This window comes from Rossellomorea marisflavi, assembly GCF_022170785.1.
GTDB lineage: Bacteria > Bacillota > Bacilli > Bacillales > Bacillaceae_B > Rossellomorea > Rossellomorea marisflavi_B.
This window is the reverse complement of record NZ_CP081870.1, coordinates 1021962-1041531: the sequence shown is the minus strand read 5'-3', so window position 1 is coordinate 1041531 and position 19570 is coordinate 1021962. Positions and strand designations below refer to the sequence as shown.

The 19570-nt window shown below is 53.6% G+C and carries 17 protein-coding genes; 3 read left to right on the top strand and 14 right to left on the bottom strand.

What is annotated here, in order from left to right; genetic code table 11:
* Nucleotides 1-48: 48 nt before the first annotated feature.
* From K6T23_RS05520 to K6T23_RS05480, 9 genes are all read right to left on the bottom strand, one after another.
* The gene (locus K6T23_RS05520; RefSeq protein ID WP_238283833.1) at nucleotides 49-1656 is read right to left on the bottom strand and encodes a glycoside hydrolase family 43 protein; all 1608 of its coding nucleotides are present in this window, start codon (nucleotides 1654-1656) and stop codon (nucleotides 49-51) included.
* A complete protein-coding gene (locus tag K6T23_RS05515; protein ID WP_238283832.1) occupies nucleotides 1649-2074 on the bottom strand; it encodes a DUF4064 domain-containing protein in 426 nt (141 codons plus the stop codon). The genes K6T23_RS05520 and K6T23_RS05515 overlap by 8 nt, the downstream gene beginning before the upstream one ends.
* A complete protein-coding gene (locus K6T23_RS05510; RefSeq protein WP_238283831.1) occupies nucleotides 2071-3015 on the bottom strand; it encodes a pectinesterase family protein in 945 nt (314 codons plus the stop codon). Before K6T23_RS05510 ends, K6T23_RS05515 begins: the two co-directional genes overlap by 4 nt.
* A complete protein-coding gene (locus tag K6T23_RS05505; RefSeq protein WP_238283830.1) occupies nucleotides 2985-3884 on the bottom strand; it encodes a dienelactone hydrolase family protein in 900 nt (299 codons plus the stop codon). Before K6T23_RS05505 ends, K6T23_RS05510 begins: the two co-directional genes overlap by 31 nt.
* Nucleotides 3881-5209 (bottom strand): glycoside hydrolase family 28 protein, encoded by a 1329-nt coding sequence (locus K6T23_RS05500; RefSeq protein WP_238283829.1) that lies wholly within the window; start codon nucleotides 5207-5209, stop codon nucleotides 3881-3883. The genes K6T23_RS05505 and K6T23_RS05500 overlap by 4 nt, the downstream gene beginning before the upstream one ends.
* Nucleotides 5173-6336: a glycoside hydrolase family 88/105 protein gene (locus tag K6T23_RS05495; protein ID WP_238283828.1), complete on the bottom strand. Its 1164-nt coding sequence runs from the start codon at nucleotides 6334-6336 to the stop codon at nucleotides 5173-5175. The genes K6T23_RS05500 and K6T23_RS05495 overlap by 37 nt, the downstream gene beginning before the upstream one ends.
* A 66-nt stretch (nucleotides 6337-6402) precedes the next feature.
* A complete protein-coding gene (locus K6T23_RS05490) occupies nucleotides 6403-7899 on the bottom strand; it encodes an extracellular solute-binding protein (protein WP_053428319.1) in 1497 nt (498 codons plus the stop codon).
* On the bottom strand, nucleotides 7868-8527 hold the full coding sequence (locus K6T23_RS05485) for a YesL family protein (protein ID WP_238283827.1): 660 nt from the start codon (nucleotides 8525-8527) through the stop codon (nucleotides 7868-7870). Before K6T23_RS05485 ends, K6T23_RS05490 begins: the two co-directional genes overlap by 32 nt.
* An 18-nt stretch (nucleotides 8528-8545) precedes the next feature.
* Nucleotides 8546-9403 carry an ABC transporter permease gene (locus K6T23_RS05480; RefSeq protein ID WP_231578974.1) on the bottom strand — a complete coding sequence of 286 codons (858 nt, stop codon included), beginning with the start codon at nucleotides 9401-9403 and terminating at the stop codon, nucleotides 8546-8548.
* Nucleotides 9404-9775: 372 nt separating this feature from the next.
* Between K6T23_RS05480 and K6T23_RS05475 the strand changes: the two genes are divergently transcribed.
* Nucleotides 9776-10660 carry a carbohydrate ABC transporter permease gene (locus tag K6T23_RS05475; protein ID WP_048005289.1) on the top strand — a complete coding sequence of 295 codons (885 nt, stop codon included), beginning with the start codon at nucleotides 9776-9778 and terminating at the stop codon, nucleotides 10658-10660.
* 62 nt (nucleotides 10661-10722) lie between these two features.
* Here the strand turns inward: K6T23_RS05475 and K6T23_RS05470 are convergent, their stop codons facing one another.
* From K6T23_RS05470 to xylA, 4 genes are all read right to left on the bottom strand, one after another.
* Complete coding sequence (locus K6T23_RS05470; RefSeq protein WP_048005290.1) at nucleotides 10723-12939, bottom strand: helix-turn-helix transcriptional regulator; 2217 nt, start codon at nucleotides 12937-12939, stop codon at nucleotides 10723-10725.
* 160 nt (nucleotides 12940-13099) lie between these two features.
* Nucleotides 13100-13864 (bottom strand): NAD-dependent epimerase/dehydratase family protein, encoded by a 765-nt coding sequence (locus K6T23_RS05465; protein ID WP_238283826.1) that lies wholly within the window; start codon nucleotides 13862-13864, stop codon nucleotides 13100-13102.
* The gene (gene xylB / locus K6T23_RS05460) at nucleotides 13861-15363 is read right to left on the bottom strand and encodes a xylulokinase (protein ID WP_238283825.1); all 1503 of its coding nucleotides are present in this window, start codon (nucleotides 15361-15363) and stop codon (nucleotides 13861-13863) included. The genes K6T23_RS05465 and xylB overlap by 4 nt, the downstream gene beginning before the upstream one ends.
* Before the next feature lie 4 nt (nucleotides 15364-15367).
* Nucleotides 15368-16684 (bottom strand): xylose isomerase, encoded by a 1317-nt coding sequence (gene xylA, locus K6T23_RS05455; protein ID WP_148985117.1) that lies wholly within the window; start codon nucleotides 16682-16684, stop codon nucleotides 15368-15370.
* A 145-nt stretch (nucleotides 16685-16829) separates the two neighbouring features.
* Here xylA and K6T23_RS05450 point away from each other — a divergent pair, with 145 nt between their 5' ends.
* Nucleotides 16830-17999 carry an ROK family transcriptional regulator gene (locus K6T23_RS05450; protein ID WP_238283824.1) on the top strand — a complete coding sequence of 390 codons (1170 nt, stop codon included), beginning with the start codon at nucleotides 16830-16832 and terminating at the stop codon, nucleotides 17997-17999.
* Nucleotides 18000-18124: 125 nt separating this feature from the next.
* On the top strand, nucleotides 18125-18892 hold the full coding sequence (locus K6T23_RS05445; protein ID WP_082139267.1) for an SDR family NAD(P)-dependent oxidoreductase: 768 nt from the start codon (nucleotides 18125-18127) through the stop codon (nucleotides 18890-18892).
* A 173-nt stretch (nucleotides 18893-19065) separates the two neighbouring features.
* On the opposite strand, the gene K6T23_RS05440 is transcribed toward K6T23_RS05445, so the two are convergent.
* Nucleotides 19066-19557 carry a hypothetical protein gene (locus K6T23_RS05440; RefSeq protein ID WP_238283823.1) on the bottom strand — a complete coding sequence of 164 codons (492 nt, stop codon included), beginning with the start codon at nucleotides 19555-19557 and terminating at the stop codon, nucleotides 19066-19068.
* Nucleotides 19558-19570: the final 13 nt, after the last annotated feature.

Below are 19570 nucleotides of genomic sequence, written 5' to 3'. Positions count from 1 at the left end.
GGTTTCCCTCCCTTTTTCTACCTTTACGAAAAAGGGTCGTGCAAGGTTTCACGAATCGCTGAAATTCACCATCCACTCTCCGGATTCTCCAATTCCTCTCGCTTCGTCTTTTCCCCGGTACGTGAAATGATGGAAGTCGGCATGGGAACCGGATTGGGTATCCATGTCGTGGACGGCGATGCCGATATAGGTTCCGGTGAAGCCGCCTGATAAAAAGTGGACCGGGATGGCATCGTCTACGGGCAGCCATTCTGCGTTACTGCGATAGTAGAACCTTGCCTCGCTCCCGAGTCCTTCCACCTTGAGATCAATGGCGCCATCTCCGAGATCGATCATGACCGGATGAAGCGTCGATTCCCCTCCATCACAGGAAAGCAGTCGCAGCACCCGTCCGGATTCATCCAGGGTAAGATAGCAGTAGAGATAATTCTCATCATCGAGATAAAGCATGAGACCTGCGAGCTGATTGAACGTCTCCGGCTCGTATTCGATCCTCGTCTCGGCCTCGTAAAAGAAATCCTTCTGGCGCACGGCGAGGATGTGATGGTCGAACAGGGAGTGCGGCGAGCCGCCGGACCGTAGGCGGAGAGCTCCTTTCCTGCTCGTCAGGTCGCACCATGAAGGGTCCTGGGGAATGCGCAAAGTGTTCCACTCCTGGTGAAGGTTCCCTTGGAACTCATCGTGGAAATCGGTGGGTTTGACCTGACGGACGGGTTCTTTCGTCTCAATGGCCGTCTGCAGACTCGGACCGTTTCCGCCGTCTGCCAGCCTTAGCCACCCGTCTTCGCTCCACGTCACTTCCTGGATCGCCGTCTCGCGACCGAGGATCGCCCCGCTCCCACCGAGGGGACGCGTGCACAGATAGGCCATATACCAGTTGCCCTCGGGTGACTGGATGATGCTGCCGTGGCCGGCGCATTGAAGGGGCGATTCCGGCTTATCCCGGGCCGTGAGCATCGGGTATTCCGGGTCCACTTCATATGGACCCGTGATGGCACGGGACCGGCAGACGGTGATGGCGTGGCCGGAACCCGTCCCTCCTTCTGCCGTGATCAGATAGTAATAGCCGTTGTGGCGATACAGATGGGGTGCTTCCGTTTTGGCAAGCTCGGTGCCGTCAAACACCTTATGGACCGGACCCGTGAGCGCTTGCCTAATACGATCGTATTCTTGTAAAACAATTCCTGCCGACTTATTCCCCGTCGTCATCCGGTAATCCCAGATTTCATTGAGGAGCCAGGTCTTGCCGTCGTAATCGTGGAAGAGCGATGGGTCGAAGCCACTGCTGTTGAGGTAGACGGGATCCGACCACGGGCCGCTGAGGTCGGGAGCGGTGATGACATAATTATGACTGTCCTTGAACGGTCGCCTCGTGCTTTTCACATCGGTATAGACGAGATAATAGAGTCCGTCCGAGTAGCTGATCTGCGGGGCCCAGATGCTGCCGTTCTTCGGGTTTCCCCGGAGGTCCACCTGATCGGTGAGGGGATCGGATTTGTGTTCCCAGTTAACGAGATCGCGTGATTCATAGATACGGACGCCTGGAAGCCACTCGAATGTGGAGACGGCGATGTAATAGGTGTCCTTCACCCGGAGGAGACTCGGATCCGGATGAAATCCAGGCAATACGGGATTGGTGATGATGGTTTTAGGCATGTATGACTCCTTTCTTGTTCGGTTGTTTTCGGAAGAAGCAGAGGGCGGCAGAGAGGAAGAAGAGGAACGCCAAAGGGAAGGCAACGAGCTGGGTGCCGATCAGCGTGGCTCCTCCCGCTACTATCAAGATGATCCCGGCCCTTCCCGGATTCCGGTTTCCTTTCAGGAAGAAAGAGGCAAGGGCAATCAGGCAGAGGACCACGAGAAGGGTGATGGCAAACCATGTTGACAGCGTTTTGACCGCCTCGAAATTCCGGTCGAGCTCATCCCCCGGAAGGTTCCCCTGCAAAAGGGGGAATACCTTGTCGGCATAGGTCGCTTCGTCCATGGGCAGGATCGTGAGGGCAAACCCTCCGAGGAAAAAGAGGCAGAGGAAGCCCCCGGACAGGGTGATGAGGAGCTCCCGCTTCCTTGTCACCCCTCTTCCTCCTCGATGAAGGTGATCCAATCCGGGATGATGAACGCACCGGCTCCTTCGTAGTGGTTGCGGTCTTCCACGTAGGTGGCGGTGAGGCGGTTCGATGCTTTATCCCAATCATCCCATCGTTCCGGGTGAAGATGGGCCCCCATCCAGCAGCGGGAGAAGACGGTCTTTCCATACGCCCGCCACGGCCGTCCAAGGTAGACGTTCCCCGTTCCTTCTTCTGCCGTGATGTAGCATTCCTCGAAGATCAATCCGCGTTCCTGCCCTTCTGGTGTCGACGCTGCGGAAATGAAGCCGACCCCGTCATCGGGTCGCTTGAGGGATTTGATTTCACACTGTTGGAATAGCCCTTCCCCTCCCCCAAAAATGAAATCAATCGTCCCCTCGATCATGCAGGAGTGGAATTCGGCCCTGCTTTTCTCGAAGCGGACCTTCAGCTGGGGGGTGCAAAAGGGAAGGCCGGTTTTCTGGACTTCGGGAAGGGGTCCAAGACAGATCGTATCCTGATAGCCTTTGAAGCGGCAGTTGTTGAATGTCACACGATCCCCTTCTGAATACATGGCGACGGCCTGCCCGACCACTTCTCCCGGTCCTGCGTCATTGGTGATCGTGATGTTTTCAACCAGTACGTTCTCGGCATTGATGAATACGGTGGCGGTCCGGAATGTGCCGATTTCTCCGCCGTTTCCATCAGGCTCCCTCGCATAGCGGCCATCGACGATTTCCACGTCGCCGATCCCGCTCAGGATCAGGTTGTTTTGATAAATGGCCAGGCGCTCCCTGTAGACTCCGCTCAGAATCGTGATGCGGACCGGCCCCTCGATCCCCTTGCAGCGCTCCAGTGCTTCCCCGATCGTCGATACGGTGCCAACACCGGCTTTCCCTACAACCATGCGCGTTTCTTTTACAGATGTTTTCTCAGAAAGGTTTTCCATGTTTCCCTCATCTCCTTCGTCTCTTGGTGGCCCCCGGTCAGGATCCTGCCCTCCCAATGATCGGGGCATCCCTCACCGGCGTAAGCCTTGGTCAGTTCTCTATCCAGATATCGCGCCCCTTCCACCGGGCACATCCGGTCGCTTTCCCCCGTGAGGCTGAGGCGGGGACGCGGAGCGATCATTTCCTGGATTTCATAGGTGGAACATGCCTTCAGCAGTCCCGGGACGTAATAGTAGAAGCCGTGATGATCGAGCCCCCTTTTCTCAAGAAGGGTCTCCGTATCCACTTGGGCTGCGATATCGATTGTCACCTTCACCCGCTCATCGAGGGCCGCAAGCCACCAGCTCAGTAGTCCGCCCATGCTCATCCCGATGGTGGCGATACGGGTGTCATCAAGGTCTTCCCTCGTTGCGATGTAATCCAGGAGCCTCATGCTATCGAACAGGCGCATGCCCCAAAGGGTGCGGCCGTATAACAGCATCTCTTTCACTAGTTCACTTTCAAGCTTTCCTTTCCTCTCTTCGAATCCCCAATGATCGATGGCCAGGACGGCATATCCCATGGCCGTAATCTCCCTAGCAAAAGAAGGATCCTGAAGGTAGCCGGCACTCTCCGTCAGCTCGTGTTTACCCCTGTCAAAGTCGCCCCCATGTGAATGCTGGTAGACGACGACAGGGTGCGGCCCCGAGCGGTTCAACGGTGTGAGGAGGATGGCAGGGACGCTCTCCATCCCGTTCAGGTCGATCATGAGATGCTCCGTTTCATATGCATCCCCCTTCTCTTTTGAAAGCGTGGTCCCTTGAAGCGTGGCTTCCGGAGGCGGATCTCCGAGGAGCACGAGGAGTTTTTCCCGCAGAGAGGCTGTCATGAGAGCGTCACCTCCACCGCTTCACTGCCGCTTGCAGTCTTCGACAGGCAGTCCCTGACAGTGATTGTACCGCTGTTTTCCACGTGGAACGGCGGGCCCTCATGGTTCTCGATCGTGACGCGGTCGAAATGGAGGTCGCTTGAGCAGCCGATGAAAAAGCCCCGTTTTGCCATATCCTCAATACCGGTCATCATGGCCGGCTTACCCGGGATGGCATCGTCTGCCATGGAGATTTCGATGTGCTGGAAGCTGACGACCGATACGTGCTGCTCGGCGAGTCCGTAGATGAATCCCGCTGCCGCATGGACCCGTCTCGCCGTGATATGGGAGAAGTGGATGCGCCGGAACATCGGCGTTTCTACCGTGACTGGATACGGATTTTTGTCCCACACGTATTGGTCCTTCCCGCGCGGACCGCAGAAGTAATAAAGATTCAATATGAACGGACAGATCACATTGTCCATGACGATATTCGTCACGCGGATGTCTTCGACGATGCCGCCCCTTCCCCGTCTCGACTTCAGGCGGATGCCGCGATCGGTGTCCTGGAAGACGCAGTTTGAAATGGTGACGTTGCGGATATCACCGCTCATCTCACTCCCAAGGACGACGGCACCGTGTCCGTGGACCATCGTGCAGTTCGTGATCGTGATGTTTTCACACGGAGTGCGGTCCGGGGAATCCTCGGTCCCGGATTTGATGGCGATACAGTCGTCCCCGACATCGATGTGACAGTTGCTGATCCGCACATTCTTGCACGACTCGGGATCGATCCCGTCGGTGTTCGGGGAGTCGGCAGGGTTCAGGATTGTCACATTGTCGATGGTGATGTTCTCGGAACGGATGGGATTGACGGTCCAGCTCGGGGAGTCCTTCAGATGCACATCACGAAGGGTGATTCCCTTGCAGCGGTCAAAGCTGATGAGCTTCGGTCGCGGGTAGAGGAGGCGGTCCGGTTCGTTGCGGAACACATGCCACCATTCTTCCCCGTTCCCGTCGATCGTCCCGTATCCCGTGACCGCGATTTGTTCGGCATCCTCCGCGTACAGGCACGAGGCATAAACATCGCGGTTCACGCCTTCCCAGCGTGATGCCACGACGGGATAATCCTCCTGGCGATCGGAGAACAGAAGGGTCGCCCCCATCATCAGGTGGAGCTCGATGTGACTCTTCAGGAAAAGGGCGCCCGTCAGGAATTCACCCGCAGGGACAACCACCCTTCCCCCGCCATGACGCTCCGCTTCATCGATGGCCCGCTGGATCGCTTCGGTACAGATTCTGCCTTTACTTACTGCTCCAAACTCGGTGATGTCGTAGACAGACATGACGCGTCTCCCCCTTCCAGTACCGCTTCGCATTCGCATAGGGCCTGGAGGAATGCCCCGAGTCCTTTTTGATCGTTGCAGATGATCGGCTCGCTGATGTAGTACGCGTAGGAACCGTCCCTTTGATCAGCGCCGCCGAGCCCGGCGACCTGACAGTTTTTGTTCAGGTTCACCAACCCTTCATTCGTCAGGAGGACGAATTCTGATATAAGGCCTTTCCGGGATGCGGCGACATCTGCTTCCCACTCCTCACGATCCAATACTCCGAGACGGATCCCTTTGGCCATGGCATAGACGAACATACTGCTGCAGGAAGCTTCAAGGTAATTCCCTTTCCGTCCGCCCTGATCGAGCACCTGATACCAGACGCCGGTTTCGTCCCGCAGTGATTTCACCTTTGTGAGGATGGATTCGAGCATCGTCGCCAGATCGTCCCTTCCCGCCGTGTCCTCCGGCAGGATCTCCAGCGTATCGGCAAGGGCCATGACGTACCAGCCGACGGATCTTCCCCAGATGTTGGCTGACAAACCAGTTCCTTCATGGGCCCATGGTTGCTGCTTTTTCTCATCCCACGCGTGATGCAGAAGGCCGGTCTCCCGGTTCAACAACCGCCCGTAGCTTACACGGAACTGACGGATAATGTCCTCGATCCCTTCCCTGCCGTTCCACGTCAGGAGGTACTGTGCATAGAACGGCGTTCCCATATACAGTCCGTCGAGCCAGATTTGATGAGGATAAATCTGTTTATGCCAGAACACCCCTTCCGACGTCCGCGGATGCCGGGACAACTGTTCCCTTAAAAGGTCCGCCGCTTTCCTGTATTTCTCGTCGCCTGTTTCCTTGTGGAGCAGAAAGAGGAGCTTGCCGTTGTTGATGTGATCGATATTAAATTCTTCCAGCCGGTAGCCAAGGATGCTTCCATCTTCCTTTATAAAGTGATCCATATTCTCTTGGATGTACGCCAAATACCGTTCGTCCCCCGTCCGCTTCCAGAGGCACTCAAACCCTCTCAGAATGACGCCGTAATCATAGGACCACTTTTCGTTATAGCCCCTTTCTCCATAAAGCCTCGGCGTCCGTTCCATGATGGAGTCCGCTGTTTTCGTTGCCCATGTTTCGTTGGTCATGCCTTCACACTCTCCTTTAGCAAAGTAGGAAAGGAGGGAGGTCTCGTGCCCCACCCTCCTAGATGATCATTGACTCGCCTTGTAGGCTTCTTTGTACTCTTCCTTGATGGTTTTACCGCCTTGGTCTTCCCATGATTGGACGGCTTTCTTGAATCCTTTCATGTCGATCTCGCCGAGGATGTACTGATAGGTGGCATCGGTGATGATCTTCTGAAGCTCGGTTCCTTGGCTTGAGTAGGTTCCAGACTCGAGTGGGACGGCCGGGTTCAGGACGGCATAGTCAGCATTTTCGGCAATCATTTCATTGGATTTCTGCTTGATCGGGTTTGGATCTTTTGATTCATATCCCGTTTCCCGCGGCCTTGAAGCTGCAAGTGGCTGTACTTCCTGCTGCCAAAGATTCTGGTCGATGATTTTGTACAGGCCGTCGGCATCTTCTTCATAATGCGTTCCTTCGATTCCATAGGTCATCAGGCTATACAGCTCTTCATCATGGAGATCATTGACGAACTGAAGGATCTTCTTCAACTCGGCTTCGTCCTTTACTTCAGAGCGAGGGAAGGCAAGAACGCCGCCGACACCGTTCCCTTCAGACCAGATCACGCGCTTGTTGTAGTCTGTTGACGTCATGTCGTTGATGAGATCAAGCTCCATATCATCCTGGATGCCTTTGGCCATGTTCTGGAAGTTCTGCCCGTCGAATAATCCACCGAAGTAGATCCCGGCTTTCCCTTGGGCGAACGTTTGCTGCTGGTCGGTCTTCGCCATGACGGCAAAGTCCTTGTTCACCCAACCGTTGTCATACATCTTCTTCAGGTAGTCCATGGCTTTGACATATCCTTCTGTTTCGAATTCCGGTGTGAAGTTGCCTTGTTCGTCGACATCCCATTTATTCGGGGCTCCGAAGTAGGTGGCAAGCGTCTTGAACGAGCTATACACCAGGTCGCTCCGGTCGAGCAATCCTACCGTATCGTCCTTGCCGTTCCCGTCGGGATCATCCTCGGTGAACGCCTGGGCCACCTTCATGAGATCCTCTGTTGTTTTCGGCATGTCGAGTCCGAGATTGTCGAGCCAGTCTTTGCGGATGACAATCCCGATCCGCGACAAATCTTTCTGGAATGGCACCCCGTACAGCTTCCCTTCAATGGATGCCGACTTCCTTACATCCTCCGAAATGTCCTTCAGATTCGGGTAATCATCAAGATAGTCCTCTACATTCCAGAACATGCCGGACTTCATGGCGTTTCGCACCGAGGAATTATCCATCATGGTGATCGTCACGATATCGGCCAGGGAATCAGACGCGATGGCGGTGTTGATCCGCTCTTCCTTTGACGCATCGGGCACCCAAGAGAATTCGAGTTTCGTATCGGTCTTCTTCTCGATTTCATCCACGATGGTGTCTGTAGGCGGCGAGGCGGTGTGCAGGATGTTCATCCATGTGATCTTCCCGTCCCCTCCTTCCGATGAAGAGCTGGACCCTTTTTCCCCACTGCAGCCGGCAAGAAGCAGCATCCCGGCAAGTCCGACGCTACCCAATCTTGAGATCATGCGTTTGTTCATTGTGTTTCCCCCTTTTTAATTGTTTGGTTTCATTATGATGAAGCGCTTCCATTCTTGTGAACACCTGATTGCCCATCCATGCAAGCAGGAAGAGTGGAAGGCTTGCTCCCAAGAATACGAGAATACCAGGAAAGATCGACCAGAATAGACCATAAAACACGGCTATGATCAGGGTCGTCACGAGTGAGTACTGCAGGAATGACAGGCCGATCCAGAAGGCCGTTTTGATCTTGAAGAACATCCCTTTCACATCGTAGTTCGCCATGACCGGGAAGATGAACAGCAGGGACAATCCATATGCGAACAGCAGAAGGAAGAGGAGTCCCTTCACGTACCACTGCGTCACGAAAAGAAGATCAACGATCAGGACCGTGCCTGCGAGCATGTACAGCAGGCTCGTAGCCGTCGATTCCCGGAACCCTTCCTTTACGTACTGCCAGAACGTCGAAGCAACAGGAACGTCCTTCCCCCGGACCCACTGACGGCAGACGCTCACCGCTGCATATGTTGCAGGACCGATGCCGAAGATCACGCCACCGCACAGGGTGCACAGGAGCCAAAGGGCATTCACATACACAAGCTTCAGTAACAGGATACAGAAGGCATTGAGCTTCTCAACGGACTTCATCTCGTCTGCCTCCCCATGTTAATACACCCCGTCTTCGCCGAATTTCTTGGCAAGCTTGTTGGCCAGGATCACGAGAACGAGTCCCACCAATCCCTTGAACAGGCCGACGGCTGTACTGAAGCTGAGCTGACCGTTCCGGAGACCAGCCGTATAGATATACGTATCGAAGATTTCCGCCACCTGACGATTCAGGGAGTTTAATAGAAGATACACGTGTTCGAACCCAAGGTCGAGGGTGGAACCGATCTTCAAGATTAATAGAACGATGATGACCGGGCGGATGGCCGGAAGCGTCACATGCCACGTCTTGCGCAATCTGCCTGCCCCGTCCATCTCGGCCGCTTCATAGAGTTGGGTATCGACGGCGGTGATGGCAGCGAGATAAATGATCGTCGACCAGCCGAGCTCCTTCCAGATCACCTGTCCGATATAGATCGTACGCGTCCAGTCGGGTGAAGTCAGGAAGCTGATCTTGTTGAACCCGAGGGATGCCAGGAGTTCATTGATGATGCCTCCGTCCACATTCAGGAACACATAGGAGATCGATACGATGATGACCCAGGACATAAAGTGCGGAATGTAGATGAGCGTCTGGATCCCCGCCTTGAAGTACCTGTTCCTCACCTCATTGAGCATGAGTGAGAGGATGATCGGCAGCGGGAAGAAGATGAAGATATTGAGTCCGAACAGGATGAGCGTATTCTTCAATAGCATGTAGAAGGTCGGCTCGGTGAACAGCCGGACGAAGTGCTTCATCCCGACCCACGGACTCTCCAGGACTCCGAGATACGGCTGATAATCTTGGAACGCAATGACCAGGCCCGCCATGGGCAGATATTTGAATATGACGAAATAAAGAATTCCCGGGAGGATCATCAGGTACAGGATTTTGTTTGTCTTGATGCCTGCCCAGATTTGCTTCCTCCTGATGATCCGCTCCTGTTTCGCCGACAGGACCGGAAGCGAGGAATCCTCCGTCTTCACTACAGTTTCCATTCGTCTCCCCCTTTGACCACTTTCTTGTTCCAAGCATACTGATTTCAGGAGGATTACGTATATAATCATTTGATGATGGCGCTTACAAACGTTGGTGCATCAACCTTTCACGTGTCATGACTCCCCCAGGTGATTATCCGGGGCACATTCCTTATCAGGGGCGCCACCCCCTACTGGGAAAGTGATTATATACGGAATGAAACCGCCGATGCTACAGTGAACGTACGCTACGTATCTAAAGGAGGATCTGTTATGAAAGAGCCTAAATGGAAGCGGCGTTCAAAAAGCGGGGTTGCTTTCTCCATCGTGAACAACACGCTGCTTGTTCTCGTCGCACTTGCTTGCTTCATTCCGTTCGTGAACGTCATCGCCAGTTCATTCGCATCGACACAAGAAGTGATCGAAAGGAAATTCATCTTATTCCCGAAAACCTTTTCACTCGATGCCTACCATTACATACTGTCCACCCCCACCCTCTTCAAATCACTTGTCGTATCGATCGGGGTGACGGGGATCGGGACCCTGGTCAGCATGGTCCTCACAGCCCTCATGGCATATGGGCTGTCGAGACGCTACTTGTTCGGCAGGGGGTTCATCAACTTCCTCGTCGTATTCTCCATGCTTTTCAGCGGCGGGATGATCCCGACGTTCCTGGTGGTGAAAAGCTTCGGACTCATTGATTCCTACTGGTCTCTCATTCTGCCTGTCGCCATCAATGCCTTTAACCTCATCATCATGAGGAACTTCTTCCAAGCGCTTCCCGACAGTCTGGAGGAGTCGGCGAAGATGGATGGATGCACGGATTTCGGTGTGTTCATGCGGATCATGCTGCCGCTTGCCATGCCGTCGATCGCGACGATTTCACTCTTTTATGCCGTCACATACTGGAATACGTATATGACTGCCATCCTCTATATCAATGATTCATCGAAATGGCCGATCCAGGTGCTCCTGCGCCAGATCGTCATCGTCTCAAGTGGGATGCAGGCAGAAGGGTCGTCCGTTGACGTTGTGCCCCCTGCCCAGACGATCAAGATGGCCGTCATCGTGATCGCCACGGTGCCGATGCTGGTTGCCTACCCATTCGTCCAGAAGTACTTTGTCAAAGGGGCCCTTGTCGGTTCCGTGAAGGGATAAAGGGGAAAAAGAAGAAATCCGAACGTCATCCGCTCAAGCGGCTGGGTTCGGATTTTTTTGTATCAATGCCGATGTTTCTTCCGGTAATCGCCCGGGGTCATATCGAGGCGCTTCTTGAAGAAGCGGATGAAGTTCTGGGAATTGCGGTACTGAAGTTTCTCGGCGATCTCCTTCACCGTCCACTCCGTTTCCACGAGCCACCTCTGGGCCTTCTGGAGACGGTAGTTCATGAGGTAATCACCAAAGCTCTCGCCGTACTCCTTCTTAAACACATTGCTGAGGTAATTCGGGTTGTAATGGAGCCGGTCCGCGATCTGATCGAGGGAGAGATCCTGATCAAACTCCGTTTCCACGATGTAGACGATCTTCTGGGAAAGGGACTTGATGGACTGCTCCTTTTTATCATGGGTCGAACGGATCACCGGCTTCAGGAGATCCTCCGTCAGCCGCTTCCTGATCCTGTCCGGACTGTAGGCATTCATGGCCTCTTCGTAAAGGGGCTTGATCCGGTCGAAGATGGCGAAGTCCGCCCCGAGGAGCTGCCCGAGCTGGACGAGATCGTTGATGATGCGGGTCAGGGTCACACCGATGCTGACAGGATTTTTATTCGTTTTGAAGATGTCCGCGATCAGGTTGTCCATATGGGACACGGCTTCGTCTTCCTCTCCCGATCGCACCGCCCCGAGGAGCTGGTTGTGGAGATCCAGTGGAAACTTCGAAAGCGTGGCATCATTGACCATCTGCGAGATATCCGAGAAGAAGATGATGGATTCAGCCCCGACGTTCACGCGATAATACAGGGATTCTTTCGCAAGGTCCACGGCCTCCTTGCTCTTGACGATAGCGTCATAAGGGGCGCTGATTCCGGCGCTCAAGGTGACATGGAGGTTTTCCTTCACCGCCTGCTGGATGCTTTCGTAGTACTGGGCGATCTTCCGCTCCGGTTCTTCTTCCGATTCCGGGAACACGAGGATCGTCGCCTGCATCTCATCATTCAGGACGATGGGGATGAAGCGCTCCGATTCCGGGATGCACTCTGCCACCACCTGATTGATGGCCAGGCGGAAGAGATCCCGTTCCACTCCCTGCTCTTCAAAATCTGTGTCCATCTGGATCACCGCTGTGTAGAAGACCTTCTGATTCACATCATAGCCGAATTGTTCCAGGCGGTTCTGCACTTCTTTCTCCGACAGGCGGTTCCGGAACAGACTAAGGACGAACAGGGTCTCGAGCTGCGGCTGTTGCCTGGTGAGATCTTCAGTGAGAAGCTCATTTTGATCCACCACCTGCTCAATGGAAGCGGCCAGGAGGGAAAGCTCGTTTTCCTTCGATGGAACCCGGGGAAGGGCGAGTTTTTCCTGAATTTTCCTGATCGGCTTTGAGTAGGACTCTGCCAGGCGGTACGAGATGAAGCCGACCAAGAGGATGAGGAGGAGTGAAGTGATCACAAGCCCGATCGCCGTATTGCGGATGATCGTGCCGATTTCCCCCTGGTTCACTTCCACCATGTAGAGCCACTGGTTGTAGTCGGACAGGGCATACACATAGGTGCGCCCGTCCTTGGCCCGCATCATGGTCATGCCGTTGGCGGCTTTTTCTTTGAGACGTTTGAACTCTCCGCTCGTGAGGCTGCTATCCTTTTCCTGATTGGAATAGAGGAGCTCATCCTGCTTATTGTAGATTTCCACGTATTGCTCTTTATCACCGACAATCTGATCGATGCTCCGCTTCGGGATGCTCGCCGTCCCCATGGCGAACTTCTCACTCCGGTAAATGGGAAGCGTCATGATCATCTCGATCTGTTCCTCGTCGGGACGCCAGAAAAGGCTTTGGGTCTTGCCTTCTACATACTTCTCCTTGAAGCCGTCTAGTTCTTGCTCCGTAAGCGTTTTCAACGATCCGTTGATGATGCCCCATTTCTGATCGAGGCTGATGAGATTGTACGCACTCCCCTCGATTCCGAGCATTTCGATGTAGCTCATTTCCTTCCGGATGTCCTGATAGCGATCGAATTCCGATTCATAAAAGGGCGTTTTGAACGTTTCCTCAAAGCTCGACGTCGAGCTGTAGGCGGTGAAACCGTACTCGATGGTTCTCACCTTTTGCTCCACATTATGCAGGACCTGCAGCGTATAATCACGCTTGTCCTTCAGGAATGATTCCTCCACCGAATTGTAGGTGGTTGTATAAATGAAAATACAGAAGCCCAAGACAAGCCCCACTCCTAAAAGGAAGAACGGGACGAATAGGCGATAAAAGACTCTCGATTTCTTGAACATGCTCCCTCTCCCCCATCAAGATCCATGGCGGCATCACATTGCGTGATCCTTTTTCTCTATAAAGTATTCTGAATAATAGCACATTTATATCGTATCACAATGATTTCCACTCGGGTATACGCCTGGGGGAATTTCCTTTTTTTCAAAAAGAAAAGAAGGGCTACTGCCCCCCTTCCCTCCGTACCACCTGTTCGGCATTCCGCTTCGGCTCATAGCCGAGCTCGCTCCTGGCATTGTCGATGGACCAGGGTTTCCCAGGGTTATCCGACACGCCGTAGTAGGTGCCCCCGGCCCGTGATGATTCCATCGCCTTCTCAAAAAGCCCGATCAGATCCTCGTGTGAAAGAAGCGTCTTCATGAGACGTGGATCCTCCTGCACATCCTTCTCCTCGTCAGCATGGACGCTTCCTATGCGGATATTGAACACGGCCGGTCCTCCGGGTTCTTCCCGGGAAATGATCTCACTGATCTGCTCGGACGCGTACTTCAGCACCCCATAAAGCCCCTTGGATCGCGGCTTTTCTTCAACGGTGATTTCACGGCCAAGGAGGGAGTCCCCACCTTCCTCATACGCATCCGTCGTATGATTGCTGCTCGCAAAAATCACCTTCGGAATCCCGAGCTCCATGGCGGCCCTCATCAGGTAAAAGCTTGAGATGAAGTGGACGCGGGTCATCTTCATGAACTCATCCGTGTCCTGGAGGTCCTTCTCTCCGCTCACAGTGAGAAGGTTGATGAGGATATCCGTGTCTTCCGGAATGCTCTTCTTCAGCTCCGCTTCGTCCGTGGCGTCGACCTTCACACCATTTTCTACCCACTCGGGAACCTCCTGATCCAGGATGACCATTTCAAACCGATCACTCAAACCATCGTGGAGGACCTTTCCGACCGTACCGGCTCCTCCCACCATCACGACTTTTCTCATGTTTCTTTTCCTCCTTTCCGGAATGGGTAAAGCTGTTCGTTGATGAGTCGGGTGTTAGGATACACTTGTTTGTAAATGGTATACACCTTTTCATAAGTGGCTGCGGCTTCTGCGAAGGGACTATACCGTTTTCCGTATCGGATGAAGGTTTCTGCCGCCTCTTCTATAGAAGAAAACCATCCAGAACCTGTTGCCGCGAGGATCCCTGCCCCGAGACCCGGTCCCTGCTCGGTGACAAGGCTCACCACCTCGGCGCCGAAGATATCGGCCTGGAGCTGGAGCCAGGCGTCGCTTTTCGCTCCTCCGCCGATGCTCACGATCGTGTCGATGGTCTTCCCTTTTGACCGCAGGATCTCGACGGATTCTTTCAGGGAAAATGTGATCCCCTCCATCACCGCCTTCACGAAGTCCCCTCTCGTTTGAGAAGCATCCATTCCGATGAAGCTGCCCCTGATGAGGGCATCGGCATGGGGCGTGCGTTCGCCTGATAAGTACGGGGTGAACAGCAGCCCGTTGGCTCCGGGAGGTACAGTGGCCGCCTCCTGTAGAAGATGGTCGAATGATTCACCGGCAGCGAATGTATCACGGAACCAGCTCAGGCCGTGCCCTGCAGATAAGGTGACGCCCATGGCATAATAGCCCCCCGGGACGGCATGGTGAAAATGATGGAGCGCCCCTTCGTAGTCGACGTCGGCATCCTCCTCGTAGCTCACGATGACACCGGAGGTCCCGATGCTGCACATCGTATCTCCCGGCATAAGGATGCCGGCCCCGATCGCTCCGCACGCATTGTCTGCGCCGCCCGTGAAGACCGGTGTTCCTTCGATCAAACCTGTCTCCGCAGCGGTTTCCGCATTCAAGTTCCCTGCCTTTTCGTCAGACGGAAGGATCGGCGGGCACAGTGCTACTGGGATACCGAAGAGATCGAGAAGATTCTTGCTCCACTCGCCCATTCTGCTTTCCAGAAGAAGCGTTCCCGCTGCATCGGACGGATCCGTGGCGATCTCCCCGGTCAGGCGGTAGCGGACATAGTCCTTCGGCAGCATGAAAACAGACGCATGCTCAAAGAGTTGCGGTTCATTCTCCTTTACCCACAGAAGCTTTGGAAGGGTGAATCCCTCAAGGGGACGGTTTTTCACAACACGCAGAAGCTCATGGAGACCGGCCGTCCCTTCAATGAAGCGGCACTGATTCGTCGTCCTTGTATCATTCCACAGGATTGCCGGCCTGGCCACGTCCCCCTTTCCATCAAGAAGGACGAGGCCGTGCATCTGTCCGGAGAATGAAATGCCTTTCACGTCTCCTTCTACTGTAGCGAGCTCCTTCAGTGCCTGCACAGTCCCCCTGACCCAGTCATCGGGATCCTGCTCGCTGTAGCCGGGCGCCGGGCGCATGACGGAAAATGACCGCTCGGCTTCCTTCACCACGTTCCCGGCACGATCGACGAGGAGGCATTTCACCGCACTCGTTCCGAGATCCACTCCGATCACATATTCCATTGGATCAACGCACCCCCAAAATGGCCTGATTGACGATGGCCTTCAGGCGCTCCTGCCTGCCTGAACGATTTCGGATCTCCTTCAGGCCGAGGGCATATGACTCCAGCTTCTTGAAATCCGTCCGCCCTTCATGGATCTCAAGGCCGATGCCGGAGGTGAAACTCTCGTAGCGCTCCCCGATGTTTTTCTCCAGCACGCCGTCCTCCATGAGCTTCGCCGCCGCTTTCACTCCGACGGCAAAGGCGTCCATCCCGGCGATATGGGCATGGATGAGATCCTCCGACTCGAAGGAGGCACGCCTCACCTTCGCATCGAAGTTCAACCCGCCCCTTCCCAGTCCGCCGTTCTGAAGGATTTCATACATGGCAAGAGTGGTGGCATACAGGTCGGTGGGGAATTCGTCCGTGTCCCAGCCGATGAGGGGATCGCCCTGGTTGGCATCGACAGATCCGAGCATACCCCGGATCCTTGCCACCCTGAGTTCATGCTCGAATGTATGACCGGCAAGGGTCGCGTGATTGGCCTCGATATTGAATTTAAAGTGCTCTGCCAGACCGTATTGCTGCAAGAATGATAGACTAGTAGCCACGTCGTAATCATACTGGTGCTTTGTCGGCTCCATTGGCTTCGGCTCGATGAGGAACTGGGCATCGAAACCGATCTCCCCTGCATAGTCCACCGCCATCTGCAGGAACGCGGCCAAATGATCCTGCTCCAGTTTCAGATCCGTATTGAGGAGCGTTTCATAGCCTTCGCGGCCACCCCAGAACACATAATTCTCCGCTCCAAGCTCTTTCCCGACCTCAAGACCCTTCTTCACGCTCGCCGCCGCATACGCGAATACATCGGCAGAACAGCTTGTGGCAGCCCCGTGCACATAGCGCGGATGTGTAAAGGCATTAACCGTATTCCACAGAAGCTTCACGCCGCTCGACTCCATGTACTCCTTGATCATGGCGACGATCACATCCAGATTCCGGTTCGTTTCCGAAAGACTTGCTCCTTCCGGGGCGATGTCCACATCATGGAAAGCGAAATACTGAAAGCCAAGCCGATCATAAAATTCAAACGCAGACTCCACCCGCGCTTTTGCACGATCCAATCCGCCAAGGGCATCCCATGAGCGCCTCATCGTCCCCGCACCGAACGGATCCGATCCATCTGCGTTGAACGTATGCCAGTAGGCAGCGGAGAAACGCAAATGATCCTTCATGGACTTTCCTGCGATGATTTCTTCAGGATTATACTGCTTGAATGCAAACGGGCTATCAGAATCGGCTCCTTCATAGCGGATGACGGGAATCTCTTTGAACTCGGGCATATCATTTTTCCTCCTTAAGATTGGTTCTTGTATACGCATTCTTTACTCATTATAAATCAACCTACTTCGTTTATTCAATAAACAAACTAAGTTTTCTAAAAAAATGATATAATGAGATCACGAAACGGATAACAGGAGGACATCAATGAAGCAATCGTGGAATCAAAGCAGTATGAAACATGAAAACAAACGACTCGTCCTGCAGCAGATCATCGCAGACGAACCGATCTCGCGTGCGGATCTCGCCAAGCGGTGCGGTCTCAATAAAGCCACCGTCTCTTCCCTTGTGGCGGAGCTCATGGACGACTCCCTTGTAAAGGAAGCCGGCATCGGCGAATCGAGTGGCGGTCGCCGTCCCGTCCTGCTCTATTTCTCCCGAGAAGCCGGGTATGCCCTTGGACTGAATGTGGAAGCGGCAACGGTGGAGGCCGCGCTTACCGATCTGAAGGGGACAATCATTTCCCAAGAAACGTTCCCGGCTGGTGATACGGCTTATGAATCCACACTCCGCACCATGGAGGAAGCGCTGGATTGGGCACAGAAGGTGGTACCCGCTTCTCCCCATGGCATCATCGGCGTCGGCGTCGCCGTTCCCGGCATGATTGATCGCTCGGGCACCGTGTTGAACGCCCCTAACCTGCAGTGGCGTGATCGCCCATTAAAGCACGATTTGGAAGATAGGCTGAAGCTGCCCGTGTTGATCGAAAATGAAGCCAATGCAGGCGCCTACCGGGAATATCAGACACGGCCAGACGCCGATGAAAGCCTCGTTTATATCAGCATCGGAACCGGGATCGGCGCTGGGATCGTGCTCAACGGATCGCTCTACAGGGGACAAAGCGGCTATGCGGGTGAAATCGGGCATATGACCCTCGACTTCCAGGGACCACGCTGCACGTGTGGCAACAGTGGATGCCTGGAACTGTACGCATCGGAACCTGCACTCGCGGAAAAGGCCATGGGAGCCGGCCTGGAGAATTGTAAGGATTTCGACTCCTTGGTGAACAGTGCAGCGAATGGCCATGAACTGGCCCTCTCACTCTTCACGGAAGCCGGCCGCGCACTCGGGAGCGGGGTCGTCAGCGCGATTCACGCATACGATACGAAGCATATCATCATCGCCAGCCGTGGTGGTGAGTGGATGAAAAACGCGGTACGCGATACCGTGAGAGCAAAAGCCCTCCCCCATTACCGGGACGATCTTGATCTTGTCTTTCTCGATACCCGGCTCCCTGTCGCTTCTCTAGGGGTATCAGGGTTGATGGTGGATGAATTCCTGAAGGGACGGAAGGGTTTTGAAAAGGCTAAGGAATAAAAAGCGGAAAACGGAAACATTTTCTTGAGTCTTTCGAAGCAAATCATTAGAAAATACACACTAGTTTGCATTACAATAAATTATGTAATTAGTATAACAACTATTTTCTGAAGGAGATGTCCATCATGGAATTCAAAGACAAGGTTGTATTGATCACAGGTGCTGCAGGAGGAATTGGGTTGGCTGCTGCAAAAAAATACGCGGAGCAAGGAGCCAAGCTTTCTCTGGTTGATTTGTCTCAGGAAGCCCTTGAAAAAGCGGCTGGTGAAATCGATGCAGAGAAATTACTGCTGGGGGCCGATGTAACGAAGGAAGAAGAAGTGGAAAACTACGTACGCCAGACAAAAGAACGATTCGGTCGGATTGACGTGTTCATCAATAATGCAGGCATCAATGGCGACTTCAAGAACATCGTGGATCAAACCGTCGAGAATTTGGATAAAGTCTTTTCTGTCAATGTTGTAGGCGCTTTCCTCGGATTGAAACATGTGCTGAAAGTCATGATTGATCAAAAAAGCGGTTCCGTTGTGAACACAGCATCCAATGGAGGACTGTTAGGCGCTCCAGGCATGAGCTTGTATGTTGCCTCCAAACACGCTCTCCTTGGAATCAATAAGTCTGCTGCTCTAGAAGTCGCCGATTATGGAATCCGGGTCAACGCTGTGGCACCATCAGGCGTAGATACAGCCATGATGCGCTCCATTGAAACAAATGCAGCGAAAGGCCACGAAGAAGAAGCACGTAAAGGATTCGAAGCAAGCGTGCCGATGAACCGCTATGCAACAGCGGAGGAAATTGCCGATCTTATGCTCTTCCTCTCCTCCGACCGCGCCTCCTTTATCACAGGATCCTACTACCGCATTGACGGTGGGCAGGGTGCGACATCTGTATAAGAAAAATTCATGAAGGCTCTTGTTTATACAAGGAACCCTCTGCATGGCGGAGCCTATACACCCTTCCACCGTCGACAGGAATCTGCTGGCCGGTTGATCGCTTCACGGGATGATACACAACAAAAAACCGACAGCAGGATGATGATCCAGCTGTCGGTTTTTTTCGATTCTTCTTAATCCAATTCCTGATCATTGATCTCTACGTCCCACTCGTCCGCAAGCTTCTTCAGATCTTTATCGAATTTGACCGCTTTCTCTTCGATTTTCATCTGAGTCTCATCTGCTTTCGTCATCAGTTCCTCGTCCTCTGTCTCGAAGGCTTCTTGCTGAACGTCGAGGTTTTCCCTGCTCATTTTCACGACTTCACGCAACTGCTTTGCTTTCGCCTCTACCTCATCTGTCTTGAACTTCCACGAATCGATTTCCTTCAGCATCTTATCGTATTCCGGCTTGGCATCTTGGATTCCGGCAATGAGTGCTTCGATATCATAACTGGTCACTGCCTCTAAAATGGGCTCATTCGCTTTTTCTTCCATTTCAATGATCTTATTCAGTTGTTCATTATTGAACTCGACCAGTTCATCCGCCTTGCCGCTCCCAAATACACCAAGGCTACACCCTGATAAAAGAAAAAGTAGTGCTGATGCTAACATAAGTTTCTTCATTCTAATTCCCCTT

Excerpts from the sequence above, each read along its gene's own strand:
- K6T23_RS05520 (WP_238283833.1), bottom strand. The coding sequence starts at position 1,656 with ATGCCTAAAACCATCATCACCAATCCCGTATTGCCTGGATTTCATCCG.
- K6T23_RS05510 (WP_238283831.1), bottom strand. The coding sequence starts at position 3,015 with ATGGAAAACCTTTCTGAGAAAACATCTGTAAAAGAAACGCGCATGGTT.
- K6T23_RS05505 (WP_238283830.1), bottom strand. The coding sequence starts at position 3,884 with ATGACAGCCTCTCTGCGGGAAAAACTCCTCGTGCTCCTCGGAGATCCG.
- K6T23_RS05500 (WP_238283829.1), bottom strand. The coding sequence starts at position 5,209 with ATGTCTGTCTACGACATCACCGAGTTTGGAGCAGTAAGTAAAGGCAGA.
- K6T23_RS05495 (WP_238283828.1), bottom strand. The coding sequence starts at position 6,336 with ATGACCAACGAAACATGGGCAACGAAAACAGCGGACTCCATCATGGAA.
- K6T23_RS05490 (WP_053428319.1), bottom strand. The coding sequence starts at position 7,899 with ATGAACAAACGCATGATCTCAAGATTGGGTAGCGTCGGACTTGCCGGG.
- K6T23_RS05485 (WP_238283827.1), bottom strand. The coding sequence starts at position 8,527 with ATGAAGTCCGTTGAGAAGCTCAATGCCTTCTGTATCCTGTTACTGAAG.
- K6T23_RS05480 (WP_231578974.1), bottom strand. The coding sequence starts at position 9,403 with ATGATCCTCCCGGGAATTCTTTATTTCGTCATATTCAAATATCTGCCC.
- K6T23_RS05475 (WP_048005289.1), top strand. The coding sequence starts at position 9,776 with ATGAAAGAGCCTAAATGGAAGCGGCGTTCAAAAAGCGGGGTTGCTTTC.
- K6T23_RS05470 (WP_048005290.1), bottom strand. The coding sequence starts at position 12,939 with ATGTTCAAGAAATCGAGAGTCTTTTATCGCCTATTCGTCCCGTTCTTC.
- K6T23_RS05465 (WP_238283826.1), bottom strand. The coding sequence starts at position 13,864 with ATGAGAAAAGTCGTGATGGTGGGAGGAGCCGGTACGGTCGGAAAGGTC.
- xylB (WP_238283825.1), bottom strand. The coding sequence starts at position 15,363 with ATGGAATATGTGATCGGAGTGGATCTCGGAACGAGTGCGGTGAAATGC.
- xylA (WP_148985117.1), bottom strand. The coding sequence starts at position 16,684 with ATGCCCGAGTTCAAAGAGATTCCCGTCATCCGCTATGAAGGAGCCGAT.
- K6T23_RS05450 (WP_238283824.1), top strand. The coding sequence starts at position 16,830 with ATGAAGCAATCGTGGAATCAAAGCAGTATGAAACATGAAAACAAACGA.
- K6T23_RS05445 (WP_082139267.1), top strand. The coding sequence starts at position 18,125 with ATGGAATTCAAAGACAAGGTTGTATTGATCACAGGTGCTGCAGGAGGA.
- K6T23_RS05440 (WP_238283823.1), bottom strand. The coding sequence starts at position 19,557 with ATGAAGAAACTTATGTTAGCATCAGCACTACTTTTTCTTTTATCAGGG.